Origin of the sequence: Pseudomonas brenneri (genome assembly GCF_007858285.1) — a bacterium.
GTDB lineage: Bacteria > Pseudomonadota > Gammaproteobacteria > Pseudomonadales > Pseudomonadaceae > Aquipseudomonas > Aquipseudomonas brenneri.
In genome coordinates, this window is record NZ_VFIL01000003.1 from 95593 (window position 1) to 115117 (window position 19525).

Sequence of the window (19525 nt, forward strand, 5' to 3'; positions counted from 1 at the left end):
GTCACACCGACAGATGAAGTATTGATCAGTATCCCGTGCAGTCCAGCCGCATCTGATCGTTTTTTAAACAGATTTGGAATACGTGCGCTTCGCTTGAGTTCTCATTGACGGCAATACATTGCGTGAATCAGTGTTTTATTTCTGACCCGTATCGCCTGATTCGTTGGCGTGCTGTAAGTTTAGTGTGTGGGTTGTTCATATAGACGTTGCCCAACGACCGCCCAGTCGGGATAATCCCTCGCACCGGGTAAAACGTTCCGTCATCGGGGCATCCCACCCTTCCAATACTGACCTCTGCAGACCTCTTTCTATGCACAAAGAACCCCGTAAGGTCCGTGAGTTTCGCCGCCGTGAGCAGGAAATTCTCGACACCGCGCTCAAATTGTTCCTCGAACAGGGTGAAGACAGCGTCACCGTCGAGATGATTGCGGATGCCGTGGGTATCGGCAAAGGCACCATCTATAAACACTTCAAGTCCAAGGCCGAGATCTATCTGCGCCTGATGCTCGACTACGAGCGCGACTTGAACGAGTTGCTGCACTCGGCTGATGTCGACAAGGACAAGGAAGCGCTGTCCCGGGCGTACTTCGAGTTTCGCATGCGTGATCCGCAGCGTTACCGCTTGTTCGACCGCCTGGAAGAGAAAGTGGTCAAGGGCCACCAGGTGCCGGAAATGGTCGAGGAGCTGCACAAGATCCGTGCCTCGAACTTCGAACGCCTGACCCTGCTGATCAAGGGGCGGATCAGCGAAGGCAAGCTGGAAGACGTGCCGCCTTATTTCCACTACTGCGCCGCCTGGGCGTTGGTGCATGGCGCCGTGGCGTTGTACCACTCGCCATTCTGGAGCAACGTGCTGGAAGATCAGGAAGGCTTCTTCCAGTTCCTGATGGACATCGGCGTGCGCATGGGCAACAAGCGCAAGCACAGCACCGACCTGCCGAACCCCGAGACGCCTGCTACATAAGGCATTCATCGGCACAATGGTGTGCTGATTTACTGCCGTATGTGGTAACCCAGGAATATACTCAGGCAAGGACCTTGCTAAAATCTGATTTATAAGTCAGGTTTTAGCGCGCCCGAATTATCCTCTGCCGGAGTGATCCATGATCGTTGATCGTCAAGGCAGGCGTTTTCGCAATTTGCGGATCAGCCTGACCTCAGCCTGCAATTATGCCTGTACCTACTGCGTGCCCAACGGCAAGCGGCTGGTGGCTGCGCAGGACGAACTCTCGGCTGAGGCCATGGCCCGTGGCGTGGCCTACCTGATCGAGGCGGCCGGTATTGATCGCCTGCGCATTACTGGCGGCGAGCCGCTGGTCAGTCCCAAGCTCGAAACCTTCATGCAGGCCGTCGGGCAGATGGGCTTGAGCGATATCAGCCTGACCACCAATGGCCAGTTACTGGCGCGCAAGTTGCCCTTGCTGGTGGATGCCGGAATCCGTCGTATCAATGTGTCCCTCGACACCCTCGATGCGGATGCCTTTCGTGGGATCGCCCGTGGTGGCGACTTGGCTACAGTCCTCGATGGCATGGATCAGGCGCGTGCGGCGGGGATCAAGATCAAGGTCAATATGGTGCCGCTGCGCGGGCAGAACCTCGATCAGGTCATGCCGCTGCTGGAGTATTGCCTGGCGCGCGGCTATGAGCTACGTTTTATCGAGTTGATGCGCATGGGCCACCTGGCCAGTGACTCCAACGCCTTCCTGCAACAATTCGTCAGCCTGCAACAACTGTTGAGCCTGATTGGCGACCATCACGAATACTTGCAGGCCGACGCCCCGGTAGATGCCACTGCCGTGCGCTATGAAATTCCCGGCCAGGGCTTTTTCGGCGTGATCGCCAATGAAAGCGTGCCATTTTGCCGAACCTGTTCGCGCCTGCGCCTGTCCTCCACCGGCTGGCTGCACGGCTGCTTGTCTTCGAGCAACCGCCATTACGTCGGCGACCTGTTGGACAAACCGCGGCACCAGGCTTTGCCTGCGTTGCAGCGCCTGCTGGTCAAGGCCTTGGGCGACAAACAGGAAGTGGCATTTTCGGGCGGCGCTACGGTGATGAAGATTATTGGTGGCTGACGCCAAGCTATAGGCGTGCAGCTGCTTCTATGGCCCAAAATCTGCATCTCGTGCCCATTCGCCGGTTTTCCGTCACCGGCTTCTGGAGGATAGGATGCGTAGTCTGGTTTTGTTGCTGGCGTCGTTCGCGCTGGGTGGCTGCATGACAGTCAGCGATATGGCCGAAGGCACTCGCTATCAGATGAGCGATGCCGGTTTGCTGGATCATAGCGACACCCGTCGTTCCAACTCGGTTCGCATACAGCCCGATTCCTTTGTGTTTATCGCCCAGGGCGCATTCACGCCGCCGGGCAGTGCCTATCCGCGTCCCAATGTGGTGGCCGAAGAAGCCTTCAACGGTTTTATCGAATACTTCCCCATGGTCCGCCGCGCCCGTGCCCCGGAAGGCCTGGAGCAAGCCATGGCCGAGGCCCGTGAAGTCGGGGCGCATTACCTGTTGTACACGCGGTTCGCCAAGGCCGATGATCGCATTGGCAATGCCGATGAGTGGGCGGATCAGGAGGCCCTTGATCGGCTGGGAGTGGACAGCGGGGTTATCCAGATCATGTTGATCGAGACCAGCACCCAGTATTTGATCGATACTGCACGGATTCGCAGTCGTGGCGGTTTACTGACGTTCCACGACAATAAGCCCGAGGATCTGCTTGGCCCACCGTTGCGGCAGTACGCCCGCACCTTGCTGGGCATGAGCGACCAGTAATTCAAAGGAGAACAGCATGACGGGTTCGGCCAAGGCCAATGATTTGTTGGCACAGTTGCCCAAGGGCAAGGGACCGGCACCGGTTCACCTGTGGAACCCGGATTTCTGTGGTGATATCGACATGCGCATCGCCCGTGATGGCACTTGGTATTACCTGGGCACGCCTATCGGGCGCAAACCGATGGTCAAGCTGTTCTCCAATATCATCCGCCGCGATGGCGATGATTACTTCTTGATCACGCCGGTGGAAAAGGTCGGGATCAAGGTGGATGACGCGCCCTTTGTGGCGGTGATGCTGGAGGTCGAAGGGCAGGGGGAGAGCCAGCTGCTGCGGTTTACTTCCAATGTCGATGATCCGATCGAGGCCGGCCCGGCGCATCCGCTGCGGGTGGTGATCGACGCACACACCCAGGAGCCTTCGCCCTACGTGCTGGTGCGCAACAACCTTGAGGCGCTGGTCCATCGCAACGTGTTCTACCAGTTGGTGGAGCTGGCGGTGACGCGCCTGATCGACGGCCAGCGTTGGCTGGGGGTTTGGAGTGGCGGGGTGTTCTTCCCGATCGGCCTGGAACCCGAGGGCTGATCCCGGCTATAGGGTTGAACGACACACCGCCATCTCTGGCAAGCCGACTCCTACATTGGTTTGGAGTGTGCGTCTGTCGGTTGATGGCTCAAGGCTGCTTCGGCGCACCGGGCAGGTTGTCATCGTTGCCGCTTGGGGTGGCATTCTTGCCTGGGCCGATCTTGCCGTTCTCGACATCGGTGCCCAGGCCCTGACGGTTGCCGTCATTACCCTGGGTGCGAGGGTCGGCGCCGTCCTGGATGATGGCACCGCCATTGGTGTCCAGGCCGGTGCCCATGGAATTCTTGGTTTCTTCGGTTGCCGGGTTGGGTGGGCTGCCAATCGGGTCGGTCTTGCCGGTGGAGTGGTCGGATGCGGCAAAGCTGCCAAGCGAAAACGCAGACAGCAAACCGGTGAGGGCAAGGGCAGTCATTTTGCGAGTATTCATGGTGGAGCCTCCATAGAAATAAGGTCCTTACCTTCTATTGGTCAGCCCATCTTTGTGGTTGGTGCCTGGGGCGCGACGAACGGTGTCAGGTCACCTGTAGGATTTTGTTTTGCGAAACCCGGCGCCAGATCAGGCGCGCCACCGTGATCAACCAATTGAGCAGGGCGATCCCCAGGACACTGGCCAGCAGGGCCGGCATGCCTTGCTCGACGATCAGCTTGCCTGCCAGCAGCGGAAACCCGAACACGCCGATAAAGTACGACAGGCTGAATAACAGCAAGGCCTGGGGCATGCTGGCGCTCGGTGCTTCGTTGGCGGCCAGGCCGTTGATCACCGAATAGGTCAGGCCGTAACCCACCCCCAAGGTCATGGCCGCCAGCAAGTAGCTGAAGCTGTCATGTACGCCGACGCTGAACATCAGGATCGACACCACCATCAATCCGGACAATACACAGGCCGACCAATAGGCATCGCGCCTGACCACCACGCTGGCAATCAGCAAGCGACTGGTAATGGCTGCCCCCATGAAGCCAAGAAAGAACCACGAATAATCCAGCCCACGGCTTGCCGCATAACTGGTCTGGAAACTCGACAGCCCACCAAATACGCAGCCGCCCAGGCCCACCATGATGATTGCGAATACCGCCTTGGACCCGAGTACCTGCCGGGTGCTGGCCCAGGAGATTTTCGAGACGGTGCCGGCGCCCAGCAGGTTGGGTTGCCGCTTGAAATGGCTGCCCAGGCGCCAGAAGATCAGCACGCCCGCCAGGCTGGCGAGGGCTGCGATGTAGAACGCGGTTTCAAGGGGCAGGCCCAAGGCGCTGGCCACTCGCCCCAGCAAGGGACCTGAACCGATCCCGGTCATCATGCTGCCCGACAGCCAGGCAAAATACTTGGCCCTTTGGCTGGGCTCCACCAGCATCGCCACAATGATCGGGCCCAGGGTATAGAACACGCCCCAGCCCAGCCCGAGTGCCAGGCCGAACAGCATCAGGCCCTGGCCAAAGCCCGGCGTCAGGGCAAAACCCAGGCAGGCCGTCACCAACAGCATCCCCAGGCAGGCAATCGAGCGCGCGGCACCCAGGGCATCGGCCAGGTGCCCGGACGCCATTACCGCGATAAACGTACTGAGCATTGCCATGGCGATCACGCTACCGGCGTCGTGCTCGTTGCCGTCTCTGGAGTCGATCAGCAGCGACAATAAAAACGTCGAGCCATACGACAGTGATAACAGGTAGCTGGCAAGGCAGAGCAGGGCGAAGAGTTTTCCGTCAACCGAAGCAGTGGGGCGCATGGGCAAGCCTGGGAGTCTGTTGGATTTATGACGGACTTTTTACCACGCACCACCGTGTGGTTTGTTCTGTGGTTACTGGTGCCAGCATTGCTGGGCAGCGGAGTAACCGCGTGCATAAAACCCTGCAAGCGGTCATCAAAGCACCTTAGTATGTGTCCTTTATTTTTTAGCCGCAGGCCTGTTCATGACCATCGAGATTCGTCCCGCCGTGCCCAGCGATGCTGCGCAGATCCTGACCTTCATCACGGAGCTGGCCGAGTACGAAAAAGCCCGCCACGAAGTGATCGCCAGCGTGGTGGATATCGAGCGCAGCCTGTTCAGTGAAGGCGCTACCGCCCATGGCCTGATCTGCCTGCGTGATGGCTTGCCGATCGGTTTTGCGGTGTTCTTCTTCAGCTATTCCACTTGGCTTGGCAGCAACTGCCTGTACCTGGAAGACCTGTACATCAACCCGGAACAGCGTGGCGGCGGGGCGGGCAAGAAATTGCTGCGCCACCTGGCGAAGATTGCCTACGACAATGGCTGTGGGCGCTTCGAATGGAGCGTGCTGGACTGGAACGAGCCGGCCATTGCGTTCTACAAATCCATCGGTGCCCAGCCCCAGGAAGAATGGGTGCGCTACCGCATGGAAGGCGATGCGTTGCGTGAGTTTGCCCAGGGCTGAGATCGGTCCTGTCTTGAGGCCTGGCATTTGCCATAATGGCCGCCGCTTTCGTACGACACATAGGCTCCCGACATGCAGGAAAACGCCCCAACGCCCGTCAAAGATCCTGCCCCCACGGGCACCCAGACTCTGCTGCGCGGCCTGGGCGTGGTGCAGGCGGTGGCTAGCGGTGCGCGGGATCTCAAGGAGATTGCCCGGCGCATTGGCACCACCCGCAGCACCACGCACCGCCTGGCCAGTTGCCTGGTGGACGAGCGCTACCTGCGGGTGGTGCCACAAGTCGGCTATCTGTTGGGGCCGAAGTTGATCGAGTTGGGCTTCCAGGCGCGGGAAGAATTGCCGCTGGTGACGCTGGCGATGCCTTATCTGGATGAGTTGTCGGCGCTGACCGGCGACACCATCCACCTGGCGATCCGTGAATACGACGATGTGCTGTACCTGCACAAGAACCCTGGGCGCAATGGCCCGGAGATGCGCTCGCGGGTCGGCCACCGCATGCCCCTGGCACGCACCGGGATCGGCAAGGCCTTGTTGCTCGATGACACGCAAGAGGAATGGCAGCGCCTGTATCAGGCCAGCTTGCCGGTAGGCGGGAAAAACCTGCACTGGCCGCAGCACCCGGAACAATCCTGGGAGCAGTTCGAGCAACGCATGCGCGACTATGTCGCGGGCGGCTATGCGTTCGACCTGGAAGACAACGAACCGTCGATCCGCTGCGTGGCCGCACCCGTGCGCGATGCCAGCCGGCGGATTGTCGCCGGCATCAGCATCGCCAGTACGCTGCCCTACATGCCGCTGGAAAAAATGGCCGAGCTGATCCCTGTGGTCAAACAGGTCGCAGCTCGGCTGTCAGCGGAGTTGGGGGCGAAGGCCTGATCAAGCCTTCAAGGTGGTCATGTCGATCACGAAGCGGTACTTCACGTCGCCGGCAATCATGCGCGCATAGGCTTCGTTGATCTGACGGATATCAAGCATTTCGATATCGCAGGTAATGCCGTGCTCGGCGCAGAAATCCAGGACTTCCTGGGTTTCTGCAATACCGCCGATCATTGAGCCGGCCAGCACTTTACGGCCCACTACCAGCTTGGCGGCGTTGACCGGAGGGTCGACCGGCTCGATCAAACCCACCAGGATATGCACGCCGTCAAAGCGCAGGGTATCGAGGTAGGGGTTGAGGTCGTGCTGCACCGGAATGGTGTCCAGCAGGAAGTCGAAACTGCCGGCTGCGGCCTTCATCTGCTCGGCATCAGTGGACACGATCACATGATCGGCGCCCTGGCGACGGCCTTCTTCTGCCTTGCTCGCCGAGCGGGTGAACAGTGTCACTTCGGCGCCCATGGCCTTGGCAAACTTGATCCCCATGTGGCCCAGGCCGCCCATGCCAAGGATCCCGACCTTGTCGCCGGCCTTGACTCCATAGTGCTTGAACGGCGAGTAGGTGGTGATGCCTGCGCAGAGGATCGGTGCGGCGCTGGCCAGGTCGAGCTTGGCCGGAATCTTCACCACGAAGTGCTCGCTGACCACGATGCTATCGGAGTAGCCGCCCATGGTGTTGCTGCCGTCCACGCGATCCGGGGTGGCATAGGTCATGGTCGGGCCTTCGAGGCAGTATTGCTCCAGGTCCGATTTGCAGGCTTCGCAGTGGCGGCACGAATCCACCATGCAGCCCACGCCGACCAGGTCGCCGACTTTATGCGCGCTGACGCTGGCGCCGACGGCCGTGACCTTGCCGACAATCTCATGGCCCGGCATCAGCGGGTAGACGGCGATGCCCCATTCGTTGCGTGCCTGGTGGATGTCGGAGTGGCAGACGCCGCAGTAGAGAATCTCGATCGCCACGTCATCGGCCCGCGGGCTGCGGCGCTCGAACGACATGGGGGCGAGGGGAGTGGTGGCCGACTGGGCGGCGTAACCGATGGCGGTGTACATGGCGAAAACCTCGCAAAAGCTTGGACGGGAGAGGTGACGAATTCTGCGCGTGGACCCGGTGGGCGAACATGGCAAATGCTCCGAGTCTTATGCCTAAAGCTCCGAAGGAGCAGCCAAAAGCGGCAAGCCTCAAGCGCTAAGCTATAAACTCCACACTCTCTTGCAGCGTGTGGCTTGAAGCTTGTCCCGCTGCATCCGGTCGTGAATTTCCCGAGAACTGCTTTTATGTTGTTGACCCGCCATCTTGATGCCAACGCCACGCTGGTTGCCTTGATTGAGCAGCTCACGCCCTGCGACGGTTTTTCCCCGACTCACCTGGCGGGCGTGCAGGTGTTGCGCGCCAGTTGCGACGTGGCGCGCGGGCCGCAGATCTACGAACCCAGCTTGATGTTCGTGGCCCAGGGCAGCAAGGTCGCCTACCTGGGGCCCCGGACGCTGGAGTATGGCGCCGGGCATTACCTGATCCAGGCAATGCCGGTGCCCTTTGAGTGCGAGACGTTTGCCATGGCCGCCGATGCCCCGCTGTATGGGGTGACTGTGGGTATTGACCGGGTGGTGTTGGGCGAGTTGGTGATGGCCATGGGCATGCAGGCCGGGCCACCGCCGACAGCGCAGACCCTGGAGTCGATGAGTTCGGTGGTGCTCGATGACGCGATGCGCGGCGCCGTGGAGCGGCTGTTGCAGTGCCTGCACGATCCACTGGAAAGTCGGATCATGGGACCGGCGCGGGTGCGGGAATTGTTGTTCACCGCGCTGCGTGGGCCCCAGGCCGATGTACTGCGCGCGCTGGTGGAACAGCAGGGGCAGTTTTCGCGGATTGCCACGTCATTGAACCACCTGCATGCCCATTACGCCGAGCCGCTGAACATCGAGACCCTGGCTGGGTATGCGCATATGAGTGCGTCGACCTTTCATGAGCACTTCAAGCGCTGCACCTTGTTGTCGCCGGTGCAGTACCTCAAGCGCTTGCGATTGCTCAAGGCCCAGCAGTTGTTGCTGGTCGAAGGCATGGGCGTGGCGCAGGCGGCGCATAACGTGGGGTATCAGAGTACGTCGCAGTTCAGTCGCGAATATAAGCGCTACTTCCTGCGCAACCCGGGCGAAGAGCGTGCTGCGTAAATCTCCCAGAGATACCAGGATCCAAATGTGGGAGCGAGCAAGCCCGCTCCCACACTAGATTTGTGTTGGCTATAAAAAAGGCTCTCCAGTGGAGAGCCTCATGTTCAAGCAGATGACTTACATATTCGGGTAAGTCGGCCCGCCCGCGCCTTCCGGCGTCACCCAGGTGATGTTCTGCGAAGGGTCCTTGATGTCACAGGTCTTGCAGTGCACGCAGTTCTGGGCGTTGATCTGGAAGCGCTTCTCGCCGTCTTCCTGGGTGATGACTTCGTACACGCCCGCCGGGCAGTAGCGCTGCGCCGGTTCATCGTAGAGCGGCAGGTTGGTGCCGATCGGGATGCTCGGGTCCTTGAGTTTCAAGTGGCACGGCTGTTCTTCTTCATGGTTGGTGCTGGAGAGGAACACCGAGCTCAGCTTGTCGAAGCTCAACTTGCCGTCGGGTTTGGGGTAGTCGATCTTCTGGCTGTCCTTGGCCAGCTTGAGGCAGGCGTAGTCCGGCTTGGTGTCATGCAGGGTGAACGGCATTTTGCCGCCGAGGATGTTCTGGTCGAACCAGTTGAAGCCAGCACCGATGATCGGGCCGAACTTGTGCATCGCCGGGCCGAAGTTGCGGGTGGCGAACAGTTCTTCGTAGAGCCAGCTGGCTTTGAAGCTGTCGACGTAGGCGGTCAGTTCATCGCCGCCTTCGGACTCGGCGAACAGGCGATCAGCCACGGCGTCTGCGGCGAGCATGCCGGACTTCATCGCGGTGTGGCTGCCCTTGATCTTGGCCACGTTCATGGTGCCCAGGTCGCAACCGATCAAGGCGCCGCCCTTGAATACCATCTTCGGCAGCGAGTTGATGCCGCCCTTGGCCAGGGCTCGCGCGCCGTAGCTGATGCGCTTGCCGCCTTCCAGATATTGGGCCAGCACCGGGTGATGCTTGAGGCGCTGGAACTCATCGAATGGCGACAGGAAGGTATTGCTGTAGGACAGGTCGACGATCAGGCCGACCACCACCTGGTTGTTTTCCAAGTGATAGAGGAACGAACCACCGGTGTTCTCGTTGCTCATGATGTCCAGCGGCCAGCCGGCGGTGTGGACCACCAGGCCTGGCTGATGCTTGGCCGGGTCGATTTCCCAGATTTCCTTGAGGCCGATGCCGTAGTGCTGCACGTCGGCGTCGCTGTCCAGGTTGAAGCGCTGGATCAGTTGCTTGCCCAGATGCCCACGGCAGCCTTCGGCGAACAGCGTGTACTTGCCGCGCAGTTCCATGCCTGGGGTGTACAGGCCGTCTTTTGGGTGGCCTTCACGGTCGACACCGAGGTCGCCAGTGATGATTCCGCGTACTACGCCGTTCTCGTCGAACAGCACTTCCTGGGCGGCGAAGCCTGGGTAGATTTCCACGCCCAGGTTCTCGGCCTGCTGGGCCAGCCAGCGGCACAGGTTGCCCAGGGAGATGATGTAGTTGCCTTCGTTGTGCATGGTCTTGGGCACAAAGAAGTCTGGAACCTTGGTGGAGCTGTCGCTGCTGCGCAGTACATAGATGTCGTCGCGCACCACGGGAGTGTTGAGCGGGGCGCCGAGTTCTTTCCAGTCCGGGAACAATTCATTCAGGGCGCGTGGTTCAAACACGGCACCGGACAGGATGTGTGCGCCGACTTCGGAGCCTTTTTCGACCACGCAGACGCTGATTTCCTTACCGGCTTCGGCGGCCTTCTGCTTCAGTCGGCAGGCGGCAGACAGGCCTGACGGCCCTGCGCCGACGATGACCACGTCGAATTCCATGTATTCGCGTTCCACAGGCTATCTCCTACTCAAGGCTCAACAGTTTTTTTTCTAATGGGTGGAGGTTCGGTGTTTTATCTGTCGTCATCTGCGTAAATTTCTTACGAAGGGCAGGGGACGACCCACCTTTCTCTCTGGGTGGCGCATTATATCTACACCACTCTCAGCGTCCAATACAAACGTTTGTTTGAATTGCCCGCGCGCTAGATAAATCAAAGCAGCGCGGCTTATATCTGACCATTTTGCTGTATTGACCGGAAAAGGCGTTCCGGTCAATATACGGTCGGTTTTGCGCTTCCCGTAGGCGGACTGCCGGTTTCAAGGCCACGTCCAAAGACAAGGCACTGCTCCATGCAGGTTGACGCGCACGTAATGCTGGTGCGCAGTTTACACGTTGCGACGATGAATGACTTGTCAGTCACCCCTGACGAACGGTCTTTATTATTGAGTACGTGCAACGTTATCTGTCATGACGGCCTGCGTTTTTAGAGGTGCCCTTGTGCGCCGTTGAGCATCTACCGCCAGGTTTATCCGGGCGGCTTCCTTTTCACCGGAGAGTAACGAGGAATCCATGAAGGTTCTTGTAGCTGTCAAACGCGTTGTCGATTACAACGTGAAAGTTCGCGTCAAGGCGGACAATTCCGGCGTCGATCTGGCTAACGTCAAAATGTCGATGAACCCCTTCTGCGAAATCGCTGTGGAAGAAGCCGTACGCCTGAAAGAAAAAGGTGTTGTGACTGAAATCGTCGTCGTTTCCGTAGGGCCATCCACTGCTCAAGAGCAGCTGCGTACCGCTCTGGCGCTGGGTGCCGACCGCGCGGTGCTCGTCGAATCCGCTGAAGAACTGACCTCGCTGGCCGTTGCCAAGCTGCTCAAAGCCGTTGTCGACAAGGAGCAGCCACAACTGGTGATCCTCGGTAAACAGGCGATCGACAGCGACAACAACCAGACTGGCCAGATGCTGGCTGCACTGACCGGTTATGGCCAGGGCACCTTCGCCTCGAAAGTCGAAGTCAGCGGCGACAGCGTTGCCGTGACCCGCGAAATCGACGGCGGCGCACAGACGGTTTCCCTGAAACTGCCGGCCATCGTCACCACCGACCTGCGTTTGAACGAGCCGCGTTATGCGTCCCTGCCAAACATCATGAAAGCCAAGAAAAAGCCTCTTGAAGTGCTGACTCCTGATGCTTTGGGCGTTTCCACCGCCTCCACCAACAAGACCGTCAAAGTCCAAGCGCCAGCTGCACGCAGCGCGGGGATCAAGGTCAAGTCGGTGGCTGAACTGGTCGAGAAACTGAAAAACGAAGCGAAGGTGATCTGATCATGACTATCCTCGTAATCGCCGAACACGATAACAAGGTGCTGGCCCCGGCCACCCTGAACACCGTTGCTGCTGCTGCGAAAATCGGTGGTGATATCCACGTCCTGGTCGCTGGCCAGAATGTTGGCGCTGTGGCTGAAGCCGCCGCGAAAATCGCTGGCGTGAGCAAAGTACTGGCGGCCGACAATGCTGCCTACGCGCACCAACTGCCGGAAAACGTCGCGCCTCTGGTTGCAGAGCTTGGCGCTTCCTACAGCCACATCCTGGCTGCCGCTACCTCCAACGGCAAAAACATCCTGCCACGCGTTGCCGCGCAGCTGGACGTCGACCAGATCTCCGAGATCGTTTCGGTGGAAAGCGCCGACACCTTCAAGCGCCCGATCTACGCCGGTAACGCCATTGCCACCGTGCAATCGACAGCTGCCGTCAAAGTCATCACCGTGCGTGCCACCGGCTTCGACCCGGTTGCCGCGGAAGGGGGTTCGGCTGCCGTTGAAGCCGTTGCGGCTGTGCACAATGCTGGCACTTCCAGCTTCGTTGGCGAAGAACTGGCCAAGTCGGACCGCCCTGAGCTGACCGCTGCCAAGATCGTCGTTTCCGGCGGTCGTGGCATGCAGAACGGTGACAACTTCAAGCACCTGTACGCCCTGGCCGACAAGCTGGGCGCGGCGGTCGGCGCTTCGCGCGCGGCGGTCGACGCAGGCTTCGTACCCAACGACATGCAGGTCGGCCAGACCGGCAAGATCGTTGCGCCACAGCTGTACATCGCGGTCGGTATCTCCGGCGCGATCCAGCATTTGGCCGGTATGAAAGACTCCAAAGTGATCGTTGCGATCAACAAGGACGAAGAAGCGCCGATCTTCCAGGTGGCTGATTACGGCCTGGTGGCGGACTTGTTCGAGGCGGTACCTGAGTTTGAGAAGCTGGTCTAAACCAGCCGCTTCACTTATAAAGAGCCCGGTCTTATGACCGGGCTTTTTTTTGCACGCCACTCTTGATCGGGAAACCACGCCATGGAACTGCGTCGCTGGACTGTACTGCTGGGCCTGTCACTGCTGCCGACCTTGTCTGTTGCTGCCGGCAAATGCGAGCGCCTGGTGGTGACCGGCAGCCCGGATGCGCCGCCCTATCTGTGGCGTGATCCGCAGGACCCGACCCGCCTGATCGGTGCCAATGCCGACGTGTTGCAACAAGTGGCCAAGGAACTGGGGCTGAAAATCGACCTGCTGTACGGTGGCAAGCGTTCCCTGGCCCTGGAGGAAGTCCGCAGCGGGCGTATGGACCTGTTGGCCGACGCACCGTTGAATATCAACGAGCTGGAGGCTCTGGACTACATCCACCCGGCACTGATGCAGGCCGATTACCGGGTGTGGACCCGTGTCGACTCGCCTCTGGTCTATACCAGCGCAGCCGACCTGCATGGCCACAAGGGCTCGGTCTCGGAGCGGGCGCGCCTGTCCCCTGAGTTTGAAGCCTTTGCCAGCGAACACCTGACCCTGGAACGTGTGCCAACCGTGACTCCGGCCTTGCAGAAACTGCTGCTTGGTGAAGTGGACTACGTGCTGGCCGGACGTTACTCCGGCATGGCCATGGCCCAGACCCTGGGTATGAGCAAAGACTTGCTGGCCCGTGAACTGCCGATCGATCAGCCGGGCCTGTTCCTGGCGATTTCCCACAACTCGGCTTGCAATGATCCGTGGTTGCGCGGACAGCTCGCCAAAAAGATGACAGAATTGGCCGCGTCCGGTCTGACGGAAGCCGCGTTGCAGCGCAATATCGAACGCTGGAAGACGCAGTTGCAGCAACCTGTCGGTACCCCAACAAAGTAGGGATTTTTAGTGACTATTCGACCTCTTTTCGCCGCCCTCGCCGTTGTAACGCTGGCGGGCTGTGCCGCAGATCCTGCGCCGAATGAGCAAATGCGCCTGACCCAGCAAGCCTTGGAACAAGCCGCCGCCGTGGGGGCCGTTGCTGATGACGTGCCTGAGTTGAAACTCGCCGAGACAAAACTGGCCCAGGCCAAGGCCGACATGGCTGATGAGTCCTACAAGGATGCCCGCATGCAGGCTGAACAGGCCGAACTGGATGCCCGCCTGGCCGAGGCGCGGGTGCTGACGCAAAAGAGTCAGGAACAGTTGAATGTCCTCAACACCCGTATCACCCGCCTGCGCAAACAGCTGGGAGATGCCCAATGAGCCGCCTGACATATGGGCTGCTATTGAGCAGTTTGGTGCTTGCAGGCTGTGCCAGCCATCCCAATAGCGACACTGCGTTGCAGCAGGCGGGTAGCGACTTCCAGAAGGTCAAGGAAGATTCCAATGTGCTGCGCATCGCGCCCAAGGACGTGATCCGCGCCGGCGAGTCCCTGGCCCGCGCCGACCGTCTCTCCAGCTACTGGGGCAGCGGTGGCGACGTGGTGCATTACGCCTACCTGAGCCAGCGCTACAGCGCCATCGCCCGGGAACATACGGAACTGGTACTCAACGAAGAACGTGCGGCCAAACTCGAACTGGAGCGTCAGCGCCTGCAACTGGCGCTGCGCGAGGCCAAGCTGTTGAGCGTGCAGCAACAGGGCAAGTGGCTGGAAGAGCAGATTGCCAGCCTGACCACCACCCAGACCGATCGCGGCCTGGTGATGACCCTGGGCGACGTGCTGTTCGACACCGGCCAGGCAGAGCTGAAAAATTCCGCCAACCGTACAGTGCTCAAGATCGTGCAGTTCCTGCAACTGAACCCCAAGCGGGTAGTGCGGATCGAGGGCTACACCGACAGTACCGGCGGCGAGCAGGAAAACCTCAAACTGTCCCGCGACCGTGCACAGGCCGTGGCGGACGTACTGGTCGACCTGGGCATTGATGACAAACGCATTCAAGTCGAAGGCTACGGCGACCAGTACCCGGTGGAAGTGAATGCGTCCGAGCGTGGTCGTGCGCAGAACCGGCGGGTGGAAATCGTCTTCTCCGATGACAAGGGCCAGCTCGGCGCCGCGCGCTGAACCGCAGTGCGCACGCGGTCGTTGTAGGAGCGAGCTTGCTCGCGAAAAACTGACAGGCGCCGCATTCATTCAGTAAGCACGCGTTATCGTTGACGTTTTTCGTCGGAACGCCGCCCGGAGACAAGCTCGCTCCTACAGAAGGCGATGACCGCTTAACTGACTGGCATTATGGCTTGCCTGCGATAGCATCGGCGCGGTACATCTGAAAACTCACATCGCCAGCATCGCAGGCAAGCCAGCTCCCACAGGGTATGTGGCGCACCCGCTATGGAACCCGATCTTTGATCGGGTTTTTCATGCCTGCGATTCAGTGCTCAACCCACACAGTTTTTTCTATCACTGCCGCGCGTCCTCGACTATTGTGGCAACTGTCCCCGTACACTTCTAAACTGTGCTGGTACGTTTCACACAAAAATAAAATACCCGTGAAATCGAGTGCTGCGTCATGACCAATCTCTTGCTTTACCAACGTATCGCCCAGCAATTGGCTGAGGATATCCGGCGCGGTGTCTATCAACCGGGTGAGCGCGTGCCTTCGGTGCGCAAGATGAGCTCCCAGCTCAATGTCAGTCATGCCACAGTGTTGCAGGCCTACGCCAACCTTGAAGACCAGGGTTTGATCCGCGCGCGGCCGCAGTCCGGGTATTACGTGCACCAGACGCCGGCCCTGACCGCACCGACGCCGGATATCGCCCGGGTCGAGCGCCCGGGCCTGGTCACCCGCAGCAGCATCATTCAACAGGTATTGGTCGAGTCCCGTCGCGAAGGGGTGTTCCCGCTGGGGGCCGCCGTGCCCAGCGTCGACTATCTGCCAGTGCGGGCGCTGCACCAGCAACTGGCCAAGGTCACGCGCTTCCAGAGCCCGCGGGCGTTCAGCTATATGTTCAGCCCGGGCTTCGAGCCGCTGCGGCGCCAGGTCGCGATTCGCATGCGTGATGCCGGGGTGGTGGTCGACCCGTCCGAAGTGGTGATCACCCACGGCTGTGTCGATGCATTGCAGATGTCCTTGCGGGTGCTGACCCGTCCCGGCGACCTGATCGCCGCCGAATCACCCACCTATTACGGGCTGCTGCAACTGGCCGACCTGCTTGGCCTCAAAGTCATCGAGATCCCCAGCGACCCGGCCACTGGCATGAGTCTTGAGGCCCTGCAGTTGGCGGCCAACCAATGGTCGATCAAGGCCCTGGTCCTGACCACGCGCCTGAGCAATCCCCTGGGCGGCACCATGCCCGAAGAGCGGCAGAAACAATTGCTGCGCCTGGCCTCGGATTTCGATATCCAGATCGTTGAAGACGACATCTACGGCGAGTTGATGTTCGAACTGGGCCGCACCAAGGCCCTGAAGGCCTATGACCGCCTGGATCGGGTGATCTACTGCTCCAGTTTTTCCAAGACCCTGTCCCCGGGGGTGCGTATCGGCTGGATGATTGCCGGCAAATACCAGCAGGAGATCCAGCGCCTGCAGATGTTCAGCACCCATTCGGCGTGCAGCGTCACGCAGATGGGTGTGGCGGCGTACCTGGAGAACGGCGGTTACGACCGGCACCTGCGCTACATTCGCCAGGAGTATCGCAAGAACCTCAGCGCCTTTCAGTTGGCGGTGCAGCAGTATTTCCCCGAGGGGACGCAGATGAGCCGGCCGACTGGCGGCTTTATCCTGTGGGTCAGTTTGCCGGGCCGGGTCAATACCCAGGAGTTGCACGTGCGCGCCTTGCAGCAGGGCATCAGCATTGCGCCGGGGCTGATCTTCAGCAATACGGAACAGTTCAACCACTGTATTCGGCTCAATTGCGGCACGCCGTGGAATCGCGAGGCCGAGCGAGCCTTGATGACCCTTGGCATGCTGGCCAATCAGTTGTGCCTGGAGGCTGCGGGCGGTTTTTGAAGCGCCAAAATGGGGCATGAACGGTAGCTGGCTAATCACCGCGCTTGTCATGCCGCGCTCAACAGGCGAGCATATGGCCTTCTGCCGTTAATGCTGTTGGCGATATGACCTCTATTTTTCCTGCCGCGCTGTTGATCTGTCTGGCGAGCCTGTGCAATGCCACTTCTGTGCTGGCAGCGCCTGCCAGTGCGCCAGTCGTGCTGGCCGCCGCCGCACAAAAGCCGGCACAGGCTAAAAAAACGGTCCCGGCGAAAAAAGCTGCACCGGCCAAAAAAGCCACGAAGGTCAAGAAGCGCGCACCGATCGCCAGCAAATCCAAATCGGCCAGCGAAGTGGCGCAGACCAAGCTGGCGCCGGCGCGACTGGATCTCAGCCTGCCCCAGGAAATGGTCCGGCACCTGCAACCCCTCGGCACCATGCCGCAGCCCAAGAACGTACCGTTATTGCCGCCGATGTTTGAAGAAAAGCCGGTTGATAACAGTGCATTCCAGATCAACGGGCGCCTGCTGAGCAACGAAATGCAGTTGCAGATGCGCAATGAAGAGCGGCGCGATGTTGAAGGCGCAGCCCTGGATTTTGAATTCAAAAATTAATCGTTGCTGCCAAAGTGACCTGAATCACTGACCTTCTGTCGCAGACTGGTCGGTCACTTTTGTTTTCTGCGAAAAACCCCTGTTAGACCATTTTAAAACGGCTGTTTTAGGGCGTACTCTAGCCCGGCCATCAACACTTTGTCGTCGAGGACCTGCTGGTCATGAAATGCCGTGAAGGCTGTGGCGCCTGCTGTATCGCGCCTTCCATCAGTTCGCCGTTGCCCGGTATGCCCAATGGCAAGCCCGCGGGCGAACGCTGCCTGCACCTGTCGGTCGAACAATTGTGCCAATTGTTTGGCAAACCGGAACGGCCAGCGGTGTGTGGTGCCTTCGAGGCGGATATCGAAGTCTGTGGCAGCAGCCAGGAAGAAGCGATCAGGCTGATCGGCTGGTGGGAACAGATGACGGCGGCTTAGTGGGCTTTAATGTCTGAACTTCAACAATAAGGAATACAACAATGGGTTCGCTGAAACGAATGGCTGTGTTGTGCGGTTTTACGGTGTTGTTTGCAGCTGCTGCACAGGCAGAAGAATGGCAGGTCGCCAAGGACGAGGAAGGTATCAAGGTCGCCTTGAGTGAAGTGGCAGGCTCCAAATACAAGGCTTATCGCGGCGTTACCGTGATCAAGGCGCCATTGGCCAAGGTCCAGGCATTGCAGGACGATGTCGTCGGTGCTTGCAAGTGGATTCACGAATGCAAGTCGCAGAAACTGCTGAAGAAGGAAGGTGACAAGAGCTGGACCTACACCCAGTTCAAGGCCCCGTTCCCAGTGACCGATCGGGACTCGATCCTGGAAATCACCACCACCCAGGCCGCCGACGGTAGCGTGACCCGCAAGCTGCTGGAAGTGCCGACCTATCTGCCGGAAGAGAAAGGCTATGTGCGTGTGGCCCAGGTCGAAGGCTTCTGGAAACTGGTGCCCAAAGGCGCCGACCAGACCGAAGTGACTTACCAGGTCCACACCGAGCCAGGTGGCAGCGTGCCGTCCTGGTTGGCCAACAAGTTTGTGGTTGAAGCGCCCTTCAACACCTTGAAAGCCTTGAAAGATCTCGCCGAGAAGCCTTAAGCGCAGCCGAGCAGTGCCTCCAGTCTTGAGTGGAACGATCACCGATCCTTCAAGGTCCAGATAGAGGTAAGCCCATCCATGGGCTTTATCGAGGAGGCACTGATGCAAAAGTGGCAAGTTACCTTCGTTGATGATCACGGCGAGCAGTCCGTAGAGCTGTTCACTTGCGCGCAAAAGCCTAGCCTTGAAGACGCTGCGCAAATGATTCGCGCCAAATTGCTGCCCATCCCCGCCGAACTGGACCTCAATGACCTGGACGGGCGCATCGCCGAACCCACGGTCAAAAGCCTGAAGGATCAGAACAGCATTCAAATTCTCGATATTTCTCCCGCTGCCTGAATATTCCCTGTCTGCCTTTAAAGCGCCGCTGGTGGAGGTGATAGCTTCGCGCTACTCTGCAAGGGAGATCAGCGAATGAATCGCTAAGGTCTGGTCTTGTCAGCTACATGCTTGTTTTCCTGCGGCGATGTCATTGCCGTATAGCTGCGCCTTTCAGGCGTGGGCCTTGGGAAGCACGGAAAGTCTATCCATCGGTTTGAGGAGGACGTTTCATGAGCACAGCCTATCAAGAAGACATCAGCACCCACGTGTTACGCCGCATGAAAGAGGGCGGCTTCGACTTCTCACGTTTTCACCCCATCGAGTTCTACGCCATTTTCCCGGATGAGGAACGTGCGCGTCGGGCTGCGGGTCGGTTTCGTGGGGAATCCATCAATGCCCAGATCAGCGCAAGGGATGACGGCGCCTGGTTTCTGGAACTGAGCAAGGTGATGTTCGCCACCTATGATGGCATCGGTGATTTTGAGCAGGACTTTGAGGCGGTAGTCGAGCCCTTGGGCGGGATTATCGAGGGATGGGGCGTCAAGCACGAGGTTCGTGGGTTACCCATGTAGACACATGATCAATAAAGCAGCGTATCGGCTGACCCTTGGGTCGGCCGATTTTGTTTGTGGCGCGGCAAAGTACTTGGAACTTATTGCGAAAAATCCTCCACAAAAAAAAGGCCACCCGAGCAGGGTGGCCAAAAGGGAAGACCGGAAAGAAGGGGAACCGGTCGGTACTTGCACCAACAAGTTACCGGCGGTGATGGGGCGATGCTGTAGGACGAAT

22 protein-coding genes are annotated in these 19525 nt (G+C 59.4%); 18 read left to right on the forward strand and 4 right to left on the reverse strand.

Annotated elements, in window-relative coordinates; all coding sequences use genetic code 11:
- Window positions 1-310: 310 nt before the first annotated feature.
- The 4 genes from FJD34_RS07100 (at window position 311) to FJD34_RS07115 (ending at window position 3355) form a co-directional block, all read left to right on the forward strand.
- A complete protein-coding gene (locus tag FJD34_RS07100) occupies window positions 311-964 on the forward strand; it encodes a TetR/AcrR family transcriptional regulator (protein WP_029299679.1) in 654 nt (217 codons plus the stop codon).
- A gap of 139 nt (window positions 965-1103) precedes the next feature.
- Window positions 1104-2072 (forward strand): GTP 3',8-cyclase MoaA, encoded by a 969-nt coding sequence (locus tag FJD34_RS07105; protein WP_032861495.1) that lies wholly within the window; start codon window positions 1104-1106, stop codon window positions 2070-2072.
- A 94-nt stretch (window positions 2073-2166) separates the two neighbouring features.
- Window positions 2167-2772 carry a DUF4823 domain-containing protein gene (locus FJD34_RS07110; RefSeq protein ID WP_032861494.1) on the forward strand — a complete coding sequence of 202 codons (606 nt, stop codon included), beginning with the start codon at window positions 2167-2169 and terminating at the stop codon, window positions 2770-2772.
- A gap of 16 nt (window positions 2773-2788) precedes the next feature.
- Window positions 2789-3355 carry a DUF1285 domain-containing protein gene (locus FJD34_RS07115; RefSeq protein ID WP_032861493.1) on the forward strand — a complete coding sequence of 189 codons (567 nt, stop codon included), beginning with the start codon at window positions 2789-2791 and terminating at the stop codon, window positions 3353-3355.
- A gap of 88 nt (window positions 3356-3443) precedes the next feature.
- Here FJD34_RS07115 and FJD34_RS07120 read toward each other — a convergent pair whose 3' ends face one another.
- Both FJD34_RS07120 and FJD34_RS07125 read right to left on the reverse strand, forming a co-directional pair.
- A complete protein-coding gene (locus FJD34_RS07120) occupies window positions 3444-3782 on the reverse strand; it encodes a hypothetical protein (RefSeq protein WP_032861491.1) in 339 nt (112 codons plus the stop codon).
- Between the two features lie 85 nt (window positions 3783-3867).
- Window positions 3868-5076: an MFS transporter gene (locus FJD34_RS07125; protein WP_090291745.1), complete on the reverse strand. Its 1209-nt coding sequence runs from the start codon at window positions 5074-5076 to the stop codon at window positions 3868-3870.
- Window positions 5077-5260: 184 nt separating this feature from the next.
- On the opposite strand from FJD34_RS07125, the gene FJD34_RS07130 reads away from it, so the two are divergent.
- Both FJD34_RS07130 and FJD34_RS07135 read left to right on the forward strand, forming a co-directional pair.
- Window positions 5261-5740, forward strand: coding sequence for a GNAT family N-acetyltransferase (locus FJD34_RS07130; RefSeq protein WP_029299666.1), 480 nt, complete (start codon window positions 5261-5263; stop codon window positions 5738-5740).
- 72 nt (window positions 5741-5812) lie between these two features.
- Window positions 5813-6616: an IclR family transcriptional regulator gene (locus tag FJD34_RS07135; RefSeq protein WP_032861489.1), complete on the forward strand. Its 804-nt coding sequence runs from the start codon at window positions 5813-5815 to the stop codon at window positions 6614-6616.
- Here the strand turns inward: FJD34_RS07135 and FJD34_RS07140 are convergent, their stop codons facing one another.
- Complete coding sequence (locus tag FJD34_RS07140) at window positions 6617-7669, reverse strand: NAD(P)-dependent alcohol dehydrogenase (RefSeq protein WP_065943547.1); 1053 nt, start codon at window positions 7667-7669, stop codon at window positions 6617-6619.
- 225 nt (window positions 7670-7894) lie between these two features.
- Here FJD34_RS07140 and FJD34_RS07145 point away from each other — a divergent pair, with 225 nt between their 5' ends.
- Window positions 7895-8788 carry an AraC family transcriptional regulator gene (locus tag FJD34_RS07145; protein ID WP_090291743.1) on the forward strand — a complete coding sequence of 298 codons (894 nt, stop codon included), beginning with the start codon at window positions 7895-7897 and terminating at the stop codon, window positions 8786-8788.
- 117 nt (window positions 8789-8905) lie between these two features.
- Here FJD34_RS07145 and FJD34_RS07150 read toward each other — a convergent pair whose 3' ends face one another.
- Window positions 8906-10570 carry an electron transfer flavoprotein-ubiquinone oxidoreductase gene (locus tag FJD34_RS07150; protein WP_032861486.1) on the reverse strand — a complete coding sequence of 555 codons (1665 nt, stop codon included), beginning with the start codon at window positions 10568-10570 and terminating at the stop codon, window positions 8906-8908.
- A 556-nt stretch (window positions 10571-11126) separates the two neighbouring features.
- Between FJD34_RS07150 and FJD34_RS07155 the strand changes: the two genes are divergently transcribed.
- The 11 genes from FJD34_RS07155 to FJD34_RS07205 all read left to right on the forward strand — a co-directional run bounded on the left by FJD34_RS07155 (window position 11127) and on the right by FJD34_RS07205 (window position 19308).
- Window positions 11127-11876 (forward strand): electron transfer flavoprotein subunit beta/FixA family protein, encoded by a 750-nt coding sequence (locus tag FJD34_RS07155; RefSeq protein ID WP_090291741.1) that lies wholly within the window; start codon window positions 11127-11129, stop codon window positions 11874-11876.
- A gap of 2 nt (window positions 11877-11878) precedes the next feature.
- On the forward strand, window positions 11879-12808 hold the full coding sequence (locus FJD34_RS07160; RefSeq protein ID WP_090291739.1) for an electron transfer flavoprotein subunit alpha/FixB family protein: 930 nt from the start codon (window positions 11879-11881) through the stop codon (window positions 12806-12808).
- 81 nt (window positions 12809-12889) lie between these two features.
- Window positions 12890-13705, forward strand: a complete 816-nt coding sequence (locus FJD34_RS07165) for a substrate-binding periplasmic protein (RefSeq protein WP_032863593.1) — start codon at window positions 12890-12892, stop codon at window positions 13703-13705.
- A 9-nt stretch (window positions 13706-13714) separates the two neighbouring features.
- Window positions 13715-14071, forward strand: coding sequence for a DUF4398 domain-containing protein (locus tag FJD34_RS07170; RefSeq protein WP_029299652.1), 357 nt, complete (start codon window positions 13715-13717; stop codon window positions 14069-14071).
- Window positions 14068-14871, forward strand: a complete 804-nt coding sequence (locus FJD34_RS07175) for an OmpA family protein (protein WP_090291737.1) — start codon at window positions 14068-14070, stop codon at window positions 14869-14871. The genes FJD34_RS07170 and FJD34_RS07175 overlap by 4 nt, the downstream gene beginning before the upstream one ends.
- A gap of 445 nt (window positions 14872-15316) precedes the next feature.
- The gene (locus FJD34_RS07180) at window positions 15317-16756 is read left to right on the forward strand and encodes an aminotransferase-like domain-containing protein (protein ID WP_065943585.1); all 1440 of its coding nucleotides are present in this window, start codon (window positions 15317-15319) and stop codon (window positions 16754-16756) included.
- Window positions 16757-16860: 104 nt separating this feature from the next.
- A complete protein-coding gene (locus FJD34_RS07185) occupies window positions 16861-17349 on the forward strand; it encodes a hypothetical protein (protein WP_032863599.1) in 489 nt (162 codons plus the stop codon).
- Between the two features lie 161 nt (window positions 17350-17510).
- Complete coding sequence (locus tag FJD34_RS07190; protein ID WP_032863601.1) at window positions 17511-17765, forward strand: YkgJ family cysteine cluster protein; 255 nt, start codon at window positions 17511-17513, stop codon at window positions 17763-17765.
- Between the two features lie 41 nt (window positions 17766-17806).
- Entirely contained in the window at window positions 17807-18415 is a 609-nt protein-coding gene (locus FJD34_RS07195) for an START domain-containing protein (protein WP_032863603.1), read from the forward strand.
- Between the two features lie 102 nt (window positions 18416-18517).
- Window positions 18518-18754, forward strand: a complete 237-nt coding sequence (locus FJD34_RS07200) for a hypothetical protein (protein WP_082445681.1) — start codon at window positions 18518-18520, stop codon at window positions 18752-18754.
- Between the two features lie 212 nt (window positions 18755-18966).
- On the forward strand, window positions 18967-19308 hold the full coding sequence (locus tag FJD34_RS07205) for a ribonuclease E inhibitor RraB (RefSeq protein WP_032863607.1): 342 nt from the start codon (window positions 18967-18969) through the stop codon (window positions 19306-19308).
- Window positions 19309-19525 lie beyond the last annotated feature (217 nt).